Raw genomic sequence first — 18,632 nt, 5'->3', positions numbered from 1 at the left:
GGCCGTCTTCTGCTCCGGGGTCATGCGCTTCCATTCTTCGTCCGTTGGACCTCGCATCGTGTTCCTCCATCGTCACTTCTTCTCGTTGAGTGGGGTCGAATGACTCCAGGGCACCACGCCCGCCGTAATTCCTCCGGGCGAGGTTACGCCTACCTCAAGAGCCGTTGAACCGCCATAAGCGTGCGTAACAGCACCCATCAAATTAACTCTACCGAAAGGAACGGAAACGTAAACCTGGTTTCCATCTCCATTCATGAATGCATTCGTCGACGACGCATCACGCGCACCCCAAATCCAACCAAGCGTGGCTGTTGCGCCTGGCGCCCATGATGCAGGCGGAAACGACTGACTAACGCTGTATGACGTATAGACCGTACCATCGTAAAGATTGACCGCACTGCCCACCGCACCTGACAGGCTACCCGCACCGACCGTCGCGTAATTGGGCTGGAGAGTGCCCGCAGCCGCCTCCGCATTTGCTCCTTGTGCATTGATCGCTGCCGTCACCAGCGATTCACTGCATGGGCTCATGCCACTACACACCTGCGCAACCAGATCATTCTTCTTCCGGTGCATGGACTGGTTATACAGCTCGACGTTCGATGCCGTGGCTGCTCCCGCCCCACCACCGACCAGCGCACCGCCAACGCCTGCCACAACATTCGCAGCCAGGTTGCCGAGCAGCTCCGAACCCGTCGCCGATCCCACGCCCTTATAGATATCGTCCAGCTGCTTCGCCATCGCTGCCGAAACACCCGCACCCGCTGCGCCCCCAATGGCACTGAATGCACTACCGCCACCCAGACCGCCAATTAGTGCACCACCCGCAATGTGAAGGGCGGTTCGGTTACTTCCACCTTCGTCCCACGAACTCGCCTCGGCCTGGTACTTCGCGTAACCGTCCATGTCGCCCGCAGCCTGCGCCGCGTCAGCCGCTGCCTGCGCAGTCTCCTGTTTGTTTTCCGCATACGCGCCGATGCCTTGCGCCACCACCTGGCCCGCCGCCTGTGCGGCCTGCATCGTATCGGCCTGCTGGTTCAGGATGTTGTTCACGTCCGGCGTTTTCGCAACTGTTCCGTTCGTGTTTGTGGTGTCGCGCGACAGGCTCGCGATGTCCTGCTTCTGGTTCACGGCGTCGGTCAAGTTGATCGCGCCCGCACTGATCGCGCTGCGCGTCGACGCGCTCTGGTCGCCGCTTTCGTTCTGGCTCATCATCGGTGACACAGCGGGCGTACCACTCACCGAGCCTGGCCCGATCGCCTTGCCCGTCACGCCAACCCCCACGCCCGCACTGATGCCGTTGCTCGTCGCATCGTAGTGCGAGTGGTTCGCGATATCGCTGTACGTCAGCGTCCCGGTTGTCAGGCTGTTCTGTGCTGCATCGGCCGCACTCGTTATCACGCCGCCCTTCAGGTCCGTGTTCCCCCTCACGCTGATATCGAAGCCACCACTACCCGCATTGATCCCCGCCTGCTCCTTCACGCCCGCATAGTTCGAATCCGCATGCCCGTTCTGCGCGCTGAAGCTCGCGCTGCCGCCGCCCTGGCTGATCGTGAAGCCACCGCCCGCGCTGCTCTGGTGTGCAGCGCTGTTCGTCACGTCCTGCACGCTCGCGATGTTCAGGTTGCCGCCCACATCCGCGATCACCTTGCCGCCGTTGACCTGCGAGCCGGTGATGTTCGTGTCGCCGCCCGAGATCACCGTCACGCTGTTCGTGCCGTTCACGTGAGAGGCATTCTGGATCGCCGCGTCGCTGTTCGCGTCTCCGTGCGCATTCGCCATCGCAGCCGACACACCAAAGCCGCCGCCCAGCGTGTACTGCACGCCAACGCTCGCGCTACTGGAGCTGTTCGAGCTGCGCGTCGAATCGGTGTTCGTGGTGTTGACCACGTTCACCTGGTTCTTCGCGGCCAGCAGCACGTCGTTCGCGCTCACGTTCGAACCGGCAATCGTGACGTTGCCGCTGCCGGGTGTACCGTCGCCCTTTGCGACGAACGCCGCCGTACCGCCCGCCGCCACGTTCGAACCGCGCTGCGTCGTCATGTCCTCCGACGACTGGCTTTGGCTCTTGCTCGAACCGATGCTCACCTTGATGCCGATATCGGGCTTCCCACCATCGGCAAGGGCCTTCACCCCCGTGCCGGCCATTACCGCGTCGCTCCCCGCTGCAATCGCATGCAGCGCCGCCGCGCGGTCATTGCCGCTGCCCGCAGAGTGGCTGACGGCGCGACCTTCCGAATACGCGTTGTTGATCGCATCGCCCACCGAACCGGCGAGGCCAATCGTCAGGCCGCTGCTGCTGGTCTTTTGCGTCTGCGCCTGGTGCGCGGTATCGGTGGCCGAATCGATGAGGATGTTCGACGCCATGCCCGTGACGTTGCCACCCGCCAGGAGGTCACTACCCGTCACATGCAGCGTATTGCCCGCCTGGATCGCCAGATTGCCATTGATCGATCCCACCGTGCTCGCGTTGTTCGTGACACTCGACTCCTGGTCGGTTGTTGCGAGCTTGCTGGTGCCGACCGTCACTGTCAGGCCGCTCGTGCCCAGGCCCGTGCGCTTCTCCGCATAGCTGCCCGAGGACTGCATGGTGTCCTGCGTCGTGCCGATGTTCACGTCATGCGCGGCAGCGAGCGCCACATCGTTCGTCCCGACAACCGTACTGCCGTTCACGTTGATATCGTGGCCGACCGAGATCGACACGCTATCCGCCGAGATCGTGCTGCCCTGCGAAAGCGTGACGGTCGTATTGCGCGAACTCGCCACCTCCTTGCCGCTGACCACGTTGCTGTGGCTGTGCTGCTCCTGCGAGTTATCGACGTGCGTTGCGATCGCCGCACCAATATTGACATCGCCCGTTGCTGCAAGCGCCAGCATACCCTTGTCGAGGTTGACCGAGCTGCCGTTGACGTTGATGTTCTTGCCCGACACCACTGCGAGCGAATCCCCGGCGTTAAGCGTGGTCGCCGTCAACGCATCGTGCGATCTGTGCGATGACTCCGAATAGCTGCCGTGACCGTCGCTGCCGGAACTGTTGCTATCGATGGTCGAAGTTGCCTTCGCTGCATCGAGCGTGACGTTGCCCTTCGCTGCGATGGTGCCCCCGCCGCCCAGGTTGATATTCGCGCCGCTCGCCGTCAGGTCGCCGCCCACGCCTATCAGCGACACACCGCCCACGTTCACGGTGCTGCCCGTCACACTGTTGATGTTCGTGTCCGACACGCCATTCGCGCGCTCGACCACCTTGCGCTCGCCCGTCTGCACCGTGCCGATATCGTAGTTGCCGCCTACGGCCATACCGAGGTTACCGCCAACATTGAGGTTGCCCCCGTGCTGCTCGAAGTTGCCCCCTGTGATGATCGCCGCGTCGCCCGCCACGTTCATGCTCGCAACTGGCCCCATCGTCGTGCTCACGCGCGTGGCCCCCGTCGCACTCACCTGGTTGAGCGTTTTCGTGGCCGTGTCGAGGATCACGTTGCCGCCCGCGTTGAGCACAAGACTCCCGGCGTTCACCTTCGCAGAGGTCAAATCGACGTTGCCTGCTGTCGCCAGCGCCATGAGGCCGCCGCTCGTAAGCGCGCCGAACGCGTTGTTGATCGACTGGCCGTCTATCTGCATCGAGTTCGCCGCCTGCACCGTGCCGCTGTTCGTGAAGGTCTGCGCGTTCTTGAGGTCGATATCGGTCGCCGCGATGAGTGGCCCGTCCATGTTCTGCTGGCTCGCCTTCGCGAGATAGACCACGGGCACGAGCACCGACTGTCCGTCCACAAGCTGCGTCTGCATGATGATGACGTTGCTCGTGAGCTGCGCCACTTGTTCGGGCGACAGGCTCATGCCGAGCGGCAGGTCCAGCGACTTCGAAAGCGACGCGCCCGCCGCAAGCATCGCTTCATACATCGACTGGAGATCGGTATAGGGCCCAGGTACCGCCTTGCCGGTGAGCGACGTGATCTGGTTGCGCACGAGTTGCTGCTCGTAGAAGCCATCGCCCAGGCGCTTTTCGGTCGTCTGCGGATTGAGGCCAAGCTGTTGCAGGTAGTAGTCGCTCGATATGAACGCTTTCTGGTTCGTGAACGCCGGGTTCGTCTCGATCAGGTAATTCACACCGGGTATGCTCACCGGCCTGAAGAGACCGCCCTGGGGGATCGTGAGGTTTTGCAGCACGTTCTGTGCGGTCGCGCTCGCGATGACCGGATCGACCATGCTCCCGCCGCCCTTGACCGAGGCCGTGCCGCCCTTCGTGCCGCCGGCATTACCGCTCACCGCGCCGATATCCACACCGGTCAGCGACTGGCCAGCGGCAAGCCCGAGTGACGGAATGCCCGCGTTGGCCGCCGTGTTGTCGATGCGGATGCCCGTACCAGAAAGCGTGCCACCCGCGACGAAGCTGGATTCGTAACTCGGCAACGCGTAGTTGCGGATATCTGCGGGCGCGTTGCACTTGCTTGCGCAGAACGCGTAGGTCCAGTCGGGAATGCTGCCGTCATAGTTGCGGTAGTGGTAGAACCCCGAGTACGTGACCTGCACGCCAGGCGCTGCCTGTCCCGTCCAGCTAACCTGGTCGAGCGTCATGGGCGCAGCAATGTCGCCAACCGCCGCGACCGCGCTCCAGTCATTCTGGAACGTGCCGACCGATGACGTGTCGAGCCTGCCGCCCGAGACGATCTGCGCCTGCGGACTGATGCCCGCAATCAGGTTCGCGACCGCCACGCCCGTATAGGACGTGTACATGTAGTCGCTATTCATCTGGCCGCCGTGCGGCGGATCGATGTACACGCCGCCGATGCTGTTCGGGTCCGGCGTGTTGACCTTGCCCGTGCGGCCCGAAAGGCTGATGCCACGCTGCGCCAGCAGGTCAGGATCGACAGGCTGGTTAAAGCCAGTTGCGCTCACTTCGCGCCGCGTGTTCGTCACCTGACCGGCGTGCAGCTCCATATCGCCCGCCGACTCGACCAGCGCCGACTGATTGCGGATCAGCGCCGCGTTGGTGTAGTTCCCGTTCGCATCCTTGCCGCCCGCCAGCACGACCCTGCCAAGCCCGTAGATCGCGGTCGTCGCCTGCGAGTCGGTCGCCGTGGTGTCGTCGCGGTTCTCGATATCGTTCGCAAGCAGTTCCAGCGTGCCGTTGCTGTCAGTTGCACCGATGAGCGCAGTCGGTCCAACGTTGCTCAGGCCGCGGTTCGCATTCAGCGACACGCTGCCGCCCACCATGGCGCCCGTGTTCTGCAGTGTGCCCGAGTGCGTGGTGAGCGTGCCGCCCGCCATCATGGTCCCGCTATTGAAGATATCGTCCGCGTTGACGCCGAGGTTGTTGGCCGCCTCCACCAGCGCCGCATTGGTGAACGTTCCTGGCAGCGTGAAGGTGAGGTCGTGACCGGAGTTGAACTGCACATCGGCCGCGGGCGCGAAATCGCCCTGCATGCTGATCGCCACGTCATTGGCTGCGCTGTACGCGCCGCCGCCGCCCGTGAGCGTCGATGCGCTCACCGCAAGGTCGTGGGTCGCGCCGATCTGGCCGTTCGTGTTGTTGATCGCGCCCGCCGTCGTGACCATAACATCGCCGGTCAGGCCCGCAACGTTGCCGATTGCGCCGCTGGCGTTGTCCAGGTTATCACCCGTCACCGTGACGTTCGCGCCGCTCACCTGCGCGCCCTGGGTGTTCAGGATCGACGACGCATTGACGTCGAGATTGCCGTTGCCCGTGACCTGGCCGCCCGCATTCAGGAGTTCGCTGCCGCCCCGGACAGTCGTGTCGCCCCTGCCGAGGTTGCCGATGACACCGCGTGTGTTGTCAGTGGACGCAGCCCGTACGGCGAGCGTGCTGCCGTCGCCTACGGCCCCGGTGCCGGACTGGATCTGACCGTTCACGTTCGTGAGCGCACCGCCGCTGTCGATGGAAGCGGAAGCAAGCGAGCGCACCACACCCTGCGTGTTGTTCAGGACACCCGAGATGGTGGCCGAGAGATAACCCTGCGCGGCGAATACGCCCGACGTGTTGTCGACGCTCCCCGCGTTCGCGACGAGTTCGCCCGCCGTGATGATCCTGCCGCCCACGTTCGAGAGCGCACCCGCGCCGTTGCCCGGTGCAATCGTGAACGTGCCCGTGCCGGCGTGGAGGATCGAGCCTCCGTTGTCGTTGAGCGCCCAGGGCGTGAGCGAGAAGTCGGTGCTGCTGGTTTGCAGCGTGCCGCCCGACGAGTTGTCGAATGTCCCGCTGATGTTCAGGGCCATCTGCACGGCGCCGTATTGCGTGATCGTGCCGCCGTGGTTCAGCAGGTCGGTGGCCGAGAGCGCGAGCTGGTTTGCCTCGATATCGCCTTCGCTGTTGTCCAGCGTACTGGCGCTCGAGATCGTGAGGTTTGGCGCGACGACCTTGCCGCCGCTGTTCGTCATCGCACCGGTGTGGATCGTCCCGTTGGCGCCCGCGCCAAGCTGGCCGTTATCGTTCGTGAGTGTGGCGCTTGTGACGTTCAGGTCCGTGTTCGACAGTACCTTGCCGCCGGTATTGTCCAGCGTGCCGCTGACCGTCGCCGTGACGCCGCGCTGACCGCTGATCGAACCCGTCGTGTTGTTGAACGAGCCCGCCTGGGCCATGACATTCCCGTTGCTTGTGATCGCACCACCGGCGTTCGATACCGCTCCCGCGCCGTTGCCCGCGCTGACCGTCAGCGTGCCCGTACCGGCGTGCGCAATCGCGCCTGCGTCGTTATCAACTGCTGCTACCGTTACGCGCAGGTTCGTCGCGTTCGACGCGATCTGCCCGCCGTTCGAATTGTCCAGTCTGCCGCCCGCGCTCACGGTCTGCGCGCTGCTGCCCGTCTGCGTGATTGCGCCGCCCTCGTTGTTGAGGTTTCCCGGCGTCGAAACGGCTACGGTGTCCGCATCGATGTTGCCCTTCGCGTTGTCGATGGACGCACCCGTGACCGTCACGGTCGTACCCGAAAGCGTGCCGCCTGCATTGGAAAGCGCCCCGGTCGCGGTAGCCGTCAACGCATCGCCCGCGCTCGCCGAGCCGCTGTTGTTCAGGTTCCGTGCACTGAACACGGCGTTATGCAGTGCGCTGACCTGCCCCGCGTTCGTGAAGGTGTAGGCGCTAATCTGCACATTGCCGTTACCGCCGATCACGCCACCCAGGCCGTTCAGCAGCGTGCCCGTCACGCCGAGGTTCTGGCCGTCGCCGTTCAGTGACGTAATGCGGCCTGCCGTGTTGTCCAGTGACGTGCCGGACAGCGAAAAGCCCATCGCGCTCTGCATCGTGCCCTGGCCGTTGGCGATGGCCCCACCGCCGCGCACCTGCATCGTGCCCTGCGAGACGAGCACACCGCCCTCGTTCGACACATCGCCTGCCGCCGTCGCATTGAGCGGCCCCTGCGCCGAGACGTTGCCGCCCTGGTTCGAAAGGCTGCCCGCGTTGAGCGTCACGGCGCCGCCCGACATCGCGCCGTGGTCGTTGACCATTGCGCCCGTTGCCTGCGCGTTCACTGCGCCCTGGGCGCTCGTCGTCGCGCCCGAGAGATTCAGATCGCCTGCGTTCGCAGTGAGCGACAGGTCGCGGTTCGCCGCCGTCTCGCTGCCTGCGAGATCGACCAATGTACCCGAGAGCGACGCATCGCCGCCCGCGACGTTATGGCCCGTGGCTGAAAGCGCGCCCGACGAGACGACATTCAAATTCGCCGCCTGCGTCACCACGCCATCGCTGTTCACGCCCGAGGCAAGCGAACCGGTCGAATTCATCGACCCCGCGCCTGCTTGGAGTACGCCCTGCGCCGCGAGCGTGCCGCTGTTCGTGAGATCACCTGCAGTATTCACTGCAAGCGAGCCCTGCGCGTAAGCGGTGCCTGCGTTCGTAACGCCTGTATTCGAGTTCAGGGCGACGTTGCCGCTTGCGGTCGTTCTGCCCGTGAGCAGGACACGGCCATCCGAACTCAGCGTGAAGTCACCTGCCTGAGCGGCAATCACACCCGCGTTCGACACGCCCACGCCGTGCTCGTTGGATGCCAGATAGATCTTGCCCGCGTACATACCGCCTAGCTGGCTGACGTCGATCGATATGGGCGCGGGAACGCCATTGCCCGGGATCGGCGTCGCCACGAGCGTATCGTGATTGACGTTGTTCGCGCCCGCGATGACGTTCAGGCTGTTGGCATAGACCGCCGCATTGATTTGCACGGCTCTTGCCAGTAAATCCACCTGATCGACATTCGACGCGTTAAAGCCCGCGCCCTGTACGGTGATATTGCCGCCCGTGACGTTGTAGCCCGTGAGCGCGCCGTTTGCGTCGAGTTGCGGGATACCGGTCGTCAGAACGGCCCGGTTCGTATTGATGAAGTTGCCGCCATTGACAGCAATCCCTGACGGATTGGCCAGCACGACCGTGGCACGTTGACCCGCAACTTCGAGTGGGCCATTGAACTGCGAAGGGTTCGCACTGTTGACCTGGTTGACGATGATCCGCGCCGACTGGCCCGGCGCATAGTTCGGATTCCCGTTGATCTGCCCCGCCAGCTGCGTGTTCACGATCGTCGGCGAATTATTGAGAATCGCGCCGCGCTGCTGGACGTCGAACTGCGAATAGCTGTTCATCGACACGCCAACACCCGAGGGGCGGTTGACGTTCACCTGCTGCAGGCCATTGGGCGTGTCGATGACGCCGGGCGCATGGGCCCCCGATGGAATGACCTGGGCATGCGCGAGCAGCGGCGCTCCAGCCAGCAGCAACACGGTCGCCGCCAAGGCGGCCTCGCCGCTCCCCCGCTTGCCACATGCCGTCGCGCTCTCTTCGACTGCGACAAGCATGTTGCGCGCACGGCTGAACACCAGCCTGTAAATCTTGTTCATCATCGCCCGACACTTTCAGTTGGTCAGGCGATTCTGGTCAGGCGGCTATCTCAAAACACGTCAAAAATTGTCAAAGCGGCGATTGCGCAGGAGTTTCAGATTTGTCCTAGATGTATTGACCCGTTGCGCATGAACCGTGTCGCAAACCGACAACGGCAACACCGGGTTATGAACGAGCAAAGCGTCGCGCTACGCTTCGCCCTCGCCGAACACCTCCGCACAAAACGCGCGCCCCTCATCCGACAAACTCGCCGTGCCGGTTCCATCTTCGGCCTGCGTCGTCACCACCAAGCCGCTGTCCACGAGCGCCGTCAATTGTCTGCGCAATCCGCTCATCGGCACGCCGGCCTGCTTCGAGAGTTTCGCGAGCGACCACGCCCGGCCCTGAGTCTCATGCCGCTCGTGCTTCTCGGACTCGGCGCGCCACAACTGCTCGAGCACCGCAATCAGCACCGGGTCGACGCCCTGCTCGTCTGCGTCGTCGTCTTCGCGCTCTTTGTCTGCGTTCATCGCCTGTCTCCTCATGCCATCTTTGCGGCCATTTCGCCTAGCGTCTTCAGCGCGGCTTCGGTCTGCGCGTTCCATGGGTAGCTGTAGTTCAGCCGGATGTAGTGGTGGTACTCGTTGCGCATCGAGAACATGTAGCCGGGCCCGATGGTAATGCCCTGCGCGAGCGCCGCCTGATAGAGCCGCATCGAATCGACGCGCGGCGGCAGTTCCACCCACAGCACGTAGCCGCCTTGCGGCTCCGAGGTGCGCGTGCCCGCCGGAAAGAAGCGCTCGACCATCGCCCGCATGAGCCGCGCCTGTTGCCGGTAGAAGCGCCGCACGCGGCGCAGGTGCCGGTCGTAGCCATCGTGGCGCAAGTAGTCGGCCAGCGCCACCTGGGGAACCGAGGGTGTCGTGAGCGTGTTGAGGAACTTGAGCTTTTCGACCTGCGCGCGGTAGCGTCCCGGCAGCGCCCAGCCAATGCGGTACGACGCGGAGAGGCTCTTCGAAAACGAGGCGCAATGCAGCACGAGGCCGCGCGTGTCGAACTGCTTGAGCGTGGAAGGCCGCGTCTGCCCGAAGTAGAGCTCCTGATAAACGTCGTTCTCGATCACGGGCAAGTCGTGCGCCTCGGCAAGCGCCACGAGCCGCGCCTTGTTCGCGTCGGGCATGCGAAAACCGAGCGGATTCTGGAAGTTCGGCATCACCATGCAGGCCGCGACCTTCTGGCGCACCAGTACGCGCTCCAGCGCGTCGAGGTCGATGCCGGTATCCGCGTTCGTGCTCACTTCAATCGCGCGCATGCCAAGACGCTCGATGGCGTGCAGCATCGCGTAGTAGGTGGGCGACTCGACGGCCACCGTGTCGCCCGGCTTGGCCACGGCTTGCAGGCTCAGGTTGATCGCCTCGGTCGCGCCCACGGTGATGACGATTTCCTCGGGATCGACGCTCACGCCGTTTTCTGCGTAGCGCCGCGCGATCTGGCGGATCAGCTCGGGGTTGCCGGGCGGCAGGTCGTCGATGAGGTTCCAGCTCGCATGGCGGCGCGCAATGGCGTTGGCGTACTGGTTGATGCGCCGCCAGGGGAACAGCGCCGGGTCCGGGTACGGCGAGCCGAGCGGCACGGCGTCCTGCGCGCCGATGCTGCGCAGGGTGGAAAGCACGAGGCGGCTCACGTCCACGTTGGCGGGCACGGGTTGCCTCGGCGCGCTCGCCCGGCGCGGCTTGCCAGGGGAAACGGCGTCCTTGCCCTCTGACCCTTGTGCGCCCACCGCGCCGCGCCCTTGCGGCGCACCCACGCGCGCACGCACGAAATAACCCGATTGCGGCCGCGACTCGATCACGCTGCGGCTTTCCAGCAGCGCATAGGCGCGCAGCACCGTCTTGATGCTCACGCCGTGCTGCTGGCTCGCGCGCCGCACGGAGAGAATGCGCTCGCCGGGGCCGAACACGCCGCGGCGCACGGCGGCTTCGATATCGTCGGCGAGTTGCTCGTAGCGGGTCACGTTCGGGTTGCGTTCAATCAGGCGAAGGGGTGGGGCCACGCGCGCGGGGCCGATCCCGGCAAGTCTATGACAAAACGCCGCAACTGTATCCCTTGCTTTTTGGTTTTTCTGTGATCTCCGGGGGCACAGGAACACAGTAGCCTTGGGCCATCGGGCAGACCGCCCTGGAAAACGAAAAGCCAACCGCATCATGAAGAAGCCGCAAGGTCGCATCGAGCCGTATCACCACCCCGCCGCCGGCTGGGGCGCGCTCAAGCAGGTCGCCATCAACCTCATCAAGGAGAAGGTGACGGGCGGCAATTACCGCACGCTGCTCAAGCAGAACCAGCCCGACGGCTTCGACTGCCCCGGCTGCGCATGGCCCGACCGCGAGCACGCTTCCACGTTCGAGTTCTGCGAGAACGGCGTGAAGGCCGTGGCGGCGGAAGCGACCAGCAAGCGCGTGACGCCCCAGTTCTTCCAGGAGCACACCGTTAGCGAGCTGATGGCGCAATCGGACTACGAGCTGGAGCAGCACGGCCGCCTGACCGATCCGCTCGTCTACGACGCGCTGCAGGACCGTTACGTGCCGATCGAGTGGAACGACGCGTTCAAGCTGATCGCGAAGCACCTCAACGCGCTCGACGATCCGAACCGCGCCGCGTTCTACACTTCGGGGCGCGCGAGCAACGAGGCCGCGTTCCTCTATCAGCTCTTCGTGCGTATGTACGGCACGAACAACTTCCCCGACTGCTCCAACATGTGCCACGAGGCCACGAGCCGCGGCCTGCCGGGCACGGTGGGCATCGGCAAGGGTACGGTCACGCTCGACGACTTCGAGCACGCCGACACGCTGCTCATCTTCGGCCAGAACCCGGCGACGAACCATCCGCGCATGCTCGGCGAGTTGCGCGACTGCGCTAAGCGTGGCGCGACCATCGTCTCGATCAATCCTTTGAAAGAGCGTGGGCTGGAGCGTTTCGCGAGCCCGCAGCACACACTCGACATGCTCTCTCCCAAGGGCGTGCAGATCAGCTCGGTGTTCATCCGCCCGCGCGTGGGCGGCGACTTCGCGCTCATCAGGGGCGTGGCCAAGCGCGTGATCGAACTCGACGACGAAGCGCTCGTGCAAGGCACGGAACGCGTGCTCGACGTCGACTTCATCGCCGAGCACTGCGTTGGATTCGACGCCTTCGCCGTCGACCTGCGCGCCGAATCGTGGGACACCATCGTCGCCGAAGCGGGTGTGCCGATCGAAGAAGTGCTCAAGCTCGCCGATATCTACGTGAAGAGCCGTGCCGTGATTTCGACGTGGGGCATGGGCCTCACGCAGCACAAGAATTCGGTGGCGACGATCCAGTTGCTTTCGAACCTCATGATGATGCGCGGGAATATCGGCCGCCGTGGCGCGGGACTGTGCCCCGTGCGCGGCCATTCGAATGTGCAGGGCGACCGCACGGTAGGCATCGAGGAAAAGCCCACGCAGGCGTTTCTCGACCGCCTCGGCAAGGCTTACGACTTCGAGCCGCCGCATGAGCACGGTTATGACGTCGTGGAAACCATCCACGCGATGCTCGAAGGCCACGTGAAGGTGTTCATCGGTCTCGGCGGCAACTTCTCGATCGCCACGCCCGACACGCCGCGCACGTGGGAAGCCATGCGCGCGTGCGCACTCACGGTGCACGTGACCACGAAGCTCAACCGCAGCCACCTGGTTCACGGCCGCGACGCGCTCATTCTGCCCACGCTCGGCCGCACCGAGATCGACCTGCAGAACGGCGTGCCGCAAGGCGTGAGCGTCGAGGACTCGATGAGCATGGTGCACATCTCCTACGGCATGAACCGGCCCGCTTCGACGAACCTGCTTTCGGAAATCGCAATCGTCGCGCGCATGGCGCACGCCACGCTAGGTAGCGACAAGGTGGACTGGCTCGACCTCGCCGCCGACTACGCGAAGATCCGCGACGGCATCGAGAAAGTGTTCGACGGCTTCGAAAACTACAACGAGCGCCTGAAGCACCCCGGCGGCTTCCACCTGGGTGTCGCCTCGCGCGACCGCGTGTGGAAAACGCCCAGCAACAAGGCGCAGTTCGTCGTGCACGCCATCGCGCTCGATACGCCCATTCACCGCGCGCGCGCCGAGCATGGTCCGCGGCTCATGACGCTCATGACCACGCGCTCGCACGATCAGTACAACACCACGATCTACGGTCTCGATGACCGTTACCGCGGCGTATACGGCCTGCGCCGCGTGCTGTTCGCGAACCGCGAGGACATGACGATGCTCGGCTTCGAGCCGGGCCAGCACGTGGACATCACGAGCGTGTGGGACGATGGCGTGGAGCGCCACGTCGAGGACTTCATGCTGGTGGAGTACGACATTCCGCGCGGCTGCCTCGGCGCGTACTATCCCGAGACCAACCCGCTGGTGCCGCTTTCGTCCATCGCAGACGGCGCGGGCACGCCGACCTCGAAGTCGATTCCGGTGCTGCTGAGCCCGGCCACGGCTAACGATCACGCCATCGCGGCGTGATGTCTGGTCTGAAGGCCCCGGCAATGGCGCTGGCGCCTTTTTGCATGCGCTGCGCTTAGCTGGCGAGCTTGCGGAACGTCTCCAGCACCGCTTCGCCCTTGAAAGGCTTGACGATCCAGCCGCGCACGCCGGCCGCCTTGCCACGCTCCTTCATGGCCGGGCTGCTTTCCGTGGTCAGCATCACCACGTTCACGGCCGTGTTCGCCAGCTCGCTGCGGATCTTCTCGACCATCGTGAGGCCGTCCATGTTCGGCATGTTCACGTCGCTCACCACGAGCTTCACGCCGGGATTCGAGCGCAGCTTCGCCAGGCCGTCCTTGCCGTCCACCGCCGTATCCACGTCCAGACCGTTCTTGCGCAGAAAGCCGGCCACTTCGTCGCGCACCGTGCTCGAATCGTCCACCACCAGAATCTTTGCCATGTTGTTCATCTCCTTCGCGCCGCGTATGGCGCGTCTTGATCAAAATAATTCGAGTTCGCCGCTGGCCTGCTCGTCAACGGCTGCAGCCGCGGCCTGCGCGGCCGTCTCGTCAAACCCTTCGCGCGACCAGCCGAGGCTGAACACGAACCGCTGGTCGATCACCACTGCGCGGCCCGTATTCGGGCACGTGAGCCGGTACTTGATGCACAACTGAGGATTGTCGGAGCCAAACGACAAATAGCGCCGCCGATGATTGATGAGCAGCGGCACCTGCACCTGCGCGCGGCCCCAACCCGCCTCGTCGGCAGCGCGTGCGTTACCCAGATAGCGGTTACGGAACGCACCCCATACGAGATTCGTGAGTTCGGCGAGCACGCCGTTCACGTCGCGGAAGTCGCTCGCTTCGTCGCGGCCCGCGCGCGGCGGCAGCAGCTCGATCAGCGGCGCCTCCTCGGTCTGCATGAGAAGCCAGCCGCGACACCACGCGGTCTCGATCGGAATGAGCGTCAATACCTCGCCGAAGATGATGCGGTCGCGCACAATGCTCGGCGTGTCCCAGTTCACTTCGAGTCCGGCAAAGAGGCCACGCAGGCGCCCGAGCGTCATGTCGGTGATGCCGTCCACGAGCGGGTCCGGATAGTCGTGCGAGAACACATGCGCTTCGAGCGCCGCGATCAGCGTTTCAGGATCGCTTTCGTGCCAGTTGGCGCACGGCAAGCGACGCAATGGCTCGGGCAAGGCATCGCTGTGTTCGCTTGCTGCGCGCCGCAGCACGACGGGCAGTTCGGGGCGCTCCGCTTCCAGCGCGACGGCCACCGCCGCCGCGGCTTCGAGCGAGCCGCCGAAGTCCTCGCCCAGCAGCACGCCGCCCAGATCGTAATGCGTCTTCAGCGCCGCCGAGAGCGCTTCGCGTCGCACCGGCACGCACACGCAATCGTGTGCGGCTGCGGTTTGCGCTATCGCCTCGGCGCGCGCCGTATTGCTTTCCAGCAGCAACAGCTTGCTGACTGGCTTGTTCGCGTTCATGTTCCTTTCTCTGCCTTCAAAACAATTCGAGTTCGCCCGCGCTGTCGTGCACTTCGACTGCAGCGGTACTCACCACGAAATCGAGCGGCGCTTGCGTGCATACGCACAGCGTGGCGCCGATCCGAACGTCGTGATCGATCGTGAGCGCATACGACTGCACGTAGTCCGGCTTCAGTTCGCGCAGATACGGCAGGCATCCACTGCTGAGCGCATAGGGCGTGGACATGCCGAGGTCGGGGAAATGTTCGACCAGTTGCTGGTTCATGGCCCCGCAGCACAGGTTGCCGAACTCCATGAAGCATTCGGTTAGCTCACGCGAGGCATCGCCCACGTAGTAGCGCTGCGTGCGCTCGTCATCTTCGAAGTGCAGGAGCAAGAGCAGGCGGAACTGCATCGACGAAATCGTCAGGATGACCAGGTGCTCGCCTTGGGGCGCCTCGCCCACACGAGGCTCGATTTCGCAGCTGTGCTGCGCGTCGGTCACGAGACGCATGCGCGCAGCCGCGAAAAAAATCCGCTCGATGCTGTCCTTCGCGTGCGTGCCGATCATGCGTGCGCCCCGGCGCGCGTCGCTTCGAGCTGGTGACGCAGTTGCTGCGACGACGCTTCCACGCTCGCCAGCGTCGCCGCGATCATCTTGCCGCCCGCCTGAATGTCCTGGAACGTCGCGGCCGTGATGAGGTCGTTGCGGTTCAGGCTGTCGCGATAGCTCTTCGAAAGGTCCTGCGAGCGCGTGGCGAGCGAGCGCACTTCGCCCGCCACGATCGAGAAGCCGCGCCCGGCCGCGCCCGCGCGCGCCGCTTCGATCGAAGCGTTGAGCGAGACGATCAGCACATGGCTCACGATCGACGACAGCTCCTGGTTCTTCTTGTGCATGTCGTTGTTCTGCGCCATCAGCGAGATCATCTGCTCATGCCAGCGCTCGAACGTCGACGACATGAGCTTCAGGCGCGAGGCCTCGCTCGCGATACGCGCCGCGTGCTGCATGGCGTCGTCACGCTGCGCGCGCTCGCTGGCGAGCGCCGCTTCGAGTGCGTCGGCCACGGACCTGCGCTGCGCGAGTTCCGCGCGCAGCGACTCGATCTGCGCAGCCAGCGCCGCGTGTTCGCGTGCGGCGTCTTCCTGCTGCGCCGTGTGGTGCGCTTGAGCCTGTGCAAGCGCGACTGCGTGCGCGGCGTCCTGCGCGCGCGCTGCTTCACGTGCCTGCGTTTGCGCACGCTTGCCCCACACGACAGCCATGCCGGCCGCCAACGCGATGAGCGCCGCGCCTTCGATCAAATACGGTAAGACCACTTGCCACCCCCGCCATGCGCTAGCTCGCCAGCGCTGCTTCTTGCTTTGCTTGCGTTGCGTCCACCATCTTTACGGCCCACTGCTGCGGCAAACGCACGACGGTCTGGAAATTCCGGTAATCGGCGCCCTGGCGGTCGTCAGTGAAACGCAGCTCGATTGCGCCGCCCTCGCGTTCGAGGAAATCGCGCACCGCGTCCATGCCCACGCCACGGCCCGAGACTTCGGTCACGTTCGTCGCCGTCGAAAAGCCGGGGCGGAAAATGAACGCCGCGATCTCCTCGTCCCTCACCGCTTCATACGCCTGCAGCCAGCCGCGCCCCATCGCAATGCCGCGAATACGCGCGAGCGCGAGGCCGCGGCCGTCGTCGGCGAGCGTCATTTGCAGCGCATCGTTGTGCACGTTCACGTCGATGTCGATATGACCCGACTCGTCCTTGCCAATTGCGCGGCGTTGCGCCGGCATTTCAATGCCGTGGTCGAGCGAGTTGCGCAGCAGGTGCATGAACACGTTCTTCACCGTGCCGGCGGCCTCGCTGCGCAGGCGATAACCGTTGTCGGCAATCCGCACCGCCGGTTCAACCTTGCCGAGTTCCAGGGCGAGCGATGGCAGCGAGCCGGTCACGCCCGCAAGCGCATCGGCCACGCGCTCGGTGCCGATGGCGCGCAGCGTAGCGCGCAGTTCGACGCGCATCGCGCGCAGTGCGAGCAGGTCGTTGTCGTCGGTGCGATCGACAATGCGCAGCGTCTCTTCGATCGCTTCGCGCGTGACCGTGAGGCTCGCTGCGCCGTTCTGCGCGCCAGCCGCACGCGGGCCGCGCCCGAGGCTCACTTCGTTGATGCTCGAATAGTGCTCGAGCGCCGCCTTCACGCGCTCCAGATCGGCGATGAGCGCCTGCTGGTCCCACGTGTGGCTCGTGTCTTCGCGGCGCAATGCGTCGTAGCGCTGCTCGACTTCGTGCACCACGCCCGTGAGATGCTGCAAGCTATACGTGCGCGCATTGCCCTTGATCGTATGCATGTTGCGGAACAGCGCTGCAATTGCGCTCGTGTCCGCGCAGTCGTGCTGGCGAATGATGTGCTCGTTCTCGTGAATGAAGCCCGCCGAGCTTTCGACGAAATGCTGGAACTTCTCTTCGCTCACCGCGAGAATTTCGCCAATCATCTCGAGGCGACGTTTTTGCTCGCCCGCTTCGGCCGCGAGTTCGCGCAGCTCCGTCACGTCGCGCACGCACAGCATGAGGCGCACGACCACGTCGTTTTCGTCGGTGATTGCCGACCAGCTCAGGTCGAGCACCTTCGCGCGGCCATCGGGCAGCCTGCGCGTGATTTCGTTCACGAGCAGATGCTGATTGAACGCGAAGTTCACGTCGTCTTCACCAAGGCACGCGTGCACGGCGGCGTCGATTTGCGCGAGGGTGTCGGCGTCGAGATCCGTATGTGAGAACACGAGGTCCATGAGCGAACGGCCCGCAATCTCCTTCGTTTCGAAGATTGCCTCTAGATACGCCGAATACTCGTTGTGGATCGTCGCACCTTCCACCACCGTGAGAATGCCCTGCTGCATGTTCTGCAGCATCGCCTGAATGTCGGCGGTCTTGCGCTTGAGCTGCGCGGAGCTGTGCTGGATCTTCTCGATCATGCCGTTGAAGGCGACGATCGAATGACCGATTTCGTCCATGCGGGCGACGGGCACGCGGCGCGTGAAGTCCTGGCTCGACGCGATCTCGCTCATCATGGCCTGCATGCGCGAGAGCGGCCGCGTGATCTGGCGGTAGAGTAGCGCGCCGATGAGCGTGAGCAACAGCACCGCGCCGCCCGTCACGCCAGCAATGGCGCTCGTCGTGGTGTCGAGCGTGCCGTTGAGGGTGCGGATTGCGTCGTCCTTCTGGCGGTTCTTTTCCACGCGCATCGTCGTGACGATGCCTTCGAGTTCGTCGCGGTACTGCGCGACGTTCGCGAAGAGATAGGCCTGCGCGAGTTCGTTCTTGCCGTTCGCCTTCATCTTCGCGGTGTCGTCGATCGCGGAGAAGTAGTTCGCGAGGCTTTCCTGCGCCTGCGAAACCAGGCCTTCCTGCGCGTGGCTGGCTGCCGCCTTGCGCTGCAAGTCGAGCGCGGCGCGCAACGCGGCTTCCTTGTCCTTGAGTTCGTTTTGCGCGAGCGACGCGACCGTGGCGTCGGGTGCGTAGACGAGCGCCATGGTCGCGAGCTGCACGTCTTTCACGAGCGACACGAGGTCGGATGAAGCGAGCGCGCTCGGCACGACGCCCTGGGTAACCTGGCGGACGTCGGTGGCGCTGCGGCGGGCCTGCCAGGCCGCGTAGCCGCCGATGGCGGACAACGCGACGAACATCAGGACGATGAGTAGCGTGATGCGGTGACGAATGGTCATGTCGAAATCCCCGGACCTTCGGCGTGCCGGTCGCGCTATGGCTACGCGACTCGTGACACGGAGGCCAATTTATTCGCGATGGATTATCGACGCTCAGGTATGACGAAATGATGACCAGGCACAATTCGCCCGAGTGCACTGTGCGTTACACAACACTTG

The 18,632-nt window shown here is 64.4% G+C and carries 9 protein-coding genes; 1 reads left to right on the top strand and 8 read right to left on the bottom strand.

Features of this window, described 5'->3' with window-relative positions:
- Positions 1-72 precede the first annotated feature (72 nt).
- The 3 genes from M3I54_RS04315 to M3I54_RS04305 all read right to left on the bottom strand — a co-directional run bounded on the left by M3I54_RS04315 (position 73) and on the right by M3I54_RS04305 (position 10,832).
- Positions 73-8,838: a hemagglutinin repeat-containing protein gene (locus M3I54_RS04315; RefSeq protein ID WP_254333341.1), complete on the bottom strand. Its 8,766-nt coding sequence runs from the start codon at positions 8,836-8,838 to the stop codon at positions 73-75.
- Between the two features lie 189 nt (positions 8,839-9,027).
- On the bottom strand, positions 9,028-9,348 hold the full coding sequence (locus M3I54_RS04310; RefSeq protein WP_254333308.1) for an ArsR family transcriptional regulator: 321 nt from the start codon (positions 9,346-9,348) through the stop codon (positions 9,028-9,030).
- A gap of 11 nt (positions 9,349-9,359) precedes the next feature.
- Entirely contained in the window at positions 9,360-10,832 is a 1,473-nt protein-coding gene (locus tag M3I54_RS04305) for a PLP-dependent aminotransferase family protein (protein ID WP_254333340.1), read from the bottom strand.
- Between the two features lie 190 nt (positions 10,833-11,022).
- Here M3I54_RS04305 and M3I54_RS04300 point away from each other — a divergent pair, with 190 nt between their 5' ends.
- Positions 11,023-13,344 (top strand): FdhF/YdeP family oxidoreductase, encoded by a 2,322-nt coding sequence (locus M3I54_RS04300; protein WP_254333307.1) that lies wholly within the window; start codon positions 11,023-11,025, stop codon positions 13,342-13,344.
- 55 nt (positions 13,345-13,399) lie between these two features.
- Here the strand turns inward: M3I54_RS04300 and M3I54_RS04295 are convergent, their stop codons facing one another.
- The 5 genes from M3I54_RS04295 to M3I54_RS04275 all read right to left on the bottom strand — a co-directional run bounded on the left by M3I54_RS04295 (position 13,400) and on the right by M3I54_RS04275 (position 18,473).
- Positions 13,400-13,765: a response regulator gene (locus M3I54_RS04295; protein WP_028229743.1), complete on the bottom strand. Its 366-nt coding sequence runs from the start codon at positions 13,763-13,765 to the stop codon at positions 13,400-13,402.
- Between the two features lie 39 nt (positions 13,766-13,804).
- Complete coding sequence (locus M3I54_RS04290) at positions 13,805-14,791, bottom strand: chemotaxis protein CheX (protein WP_254333306.1); 987 nt, start codon at positions 14,789-14,791, stop codon at positions 13,805-13,807.
- A 16-nt stretch (positions 14,792-14,807) separates the two neighbouring features.
- On the bottom strand, positions 14,808-15,341 hold the full coding sequence (locus M3I54_RS04285; RefSeq protein WP_254333304.1) for a hypothetical protein: 534 nt from the start codon (positions 15,339-15,341) through the stop codon (positions 14,808-14,810).
- Entirely contained in the window at positions 15,338-16,030 is a 693-nt protein-coding gene (locus M3I54_RS04280) for a methyl-accepting chemotaxis protein (protein ID WP_302058837.1), read from the bottom strand. Before M3I54_RS04280 ends, M3I54_RS04285 begins: the two co-directional genes overlap by 4 nt.
- A gap of 73 nt (positions 16,031-16,103) precedes the next feature.
- Positions 16,104-18,473 carry a HAMP domain-containing protein gene (locus M3I54_RS04275; protein ID WP_254333300.1) on the bottom strand — a complete coding sequence of 790 codons (2,370 nt, stop codon included), beginning with the start codon at positions 18,471-18,473 and terminating at the stop codon, positions 16,104-16,106.
- Positions 18,474-18,632: the final 159 nt, after the last annotated feature.

Source organism: Paraburkholderia sp. CNPSo 3274, from assembly GCF_024206475.1.
Taxonomy (GTDB): Bacteria; Pseudomonadota; Gammaproteobacteria; order Burkholderiales; family Burkholderiaceae; genus Paraburkholderia.
The sequence above is the reverse complement of the archived record's forward strand: the minus strand, read 5'-3'. Positions and strand labels throughout refer to the sequence as shown.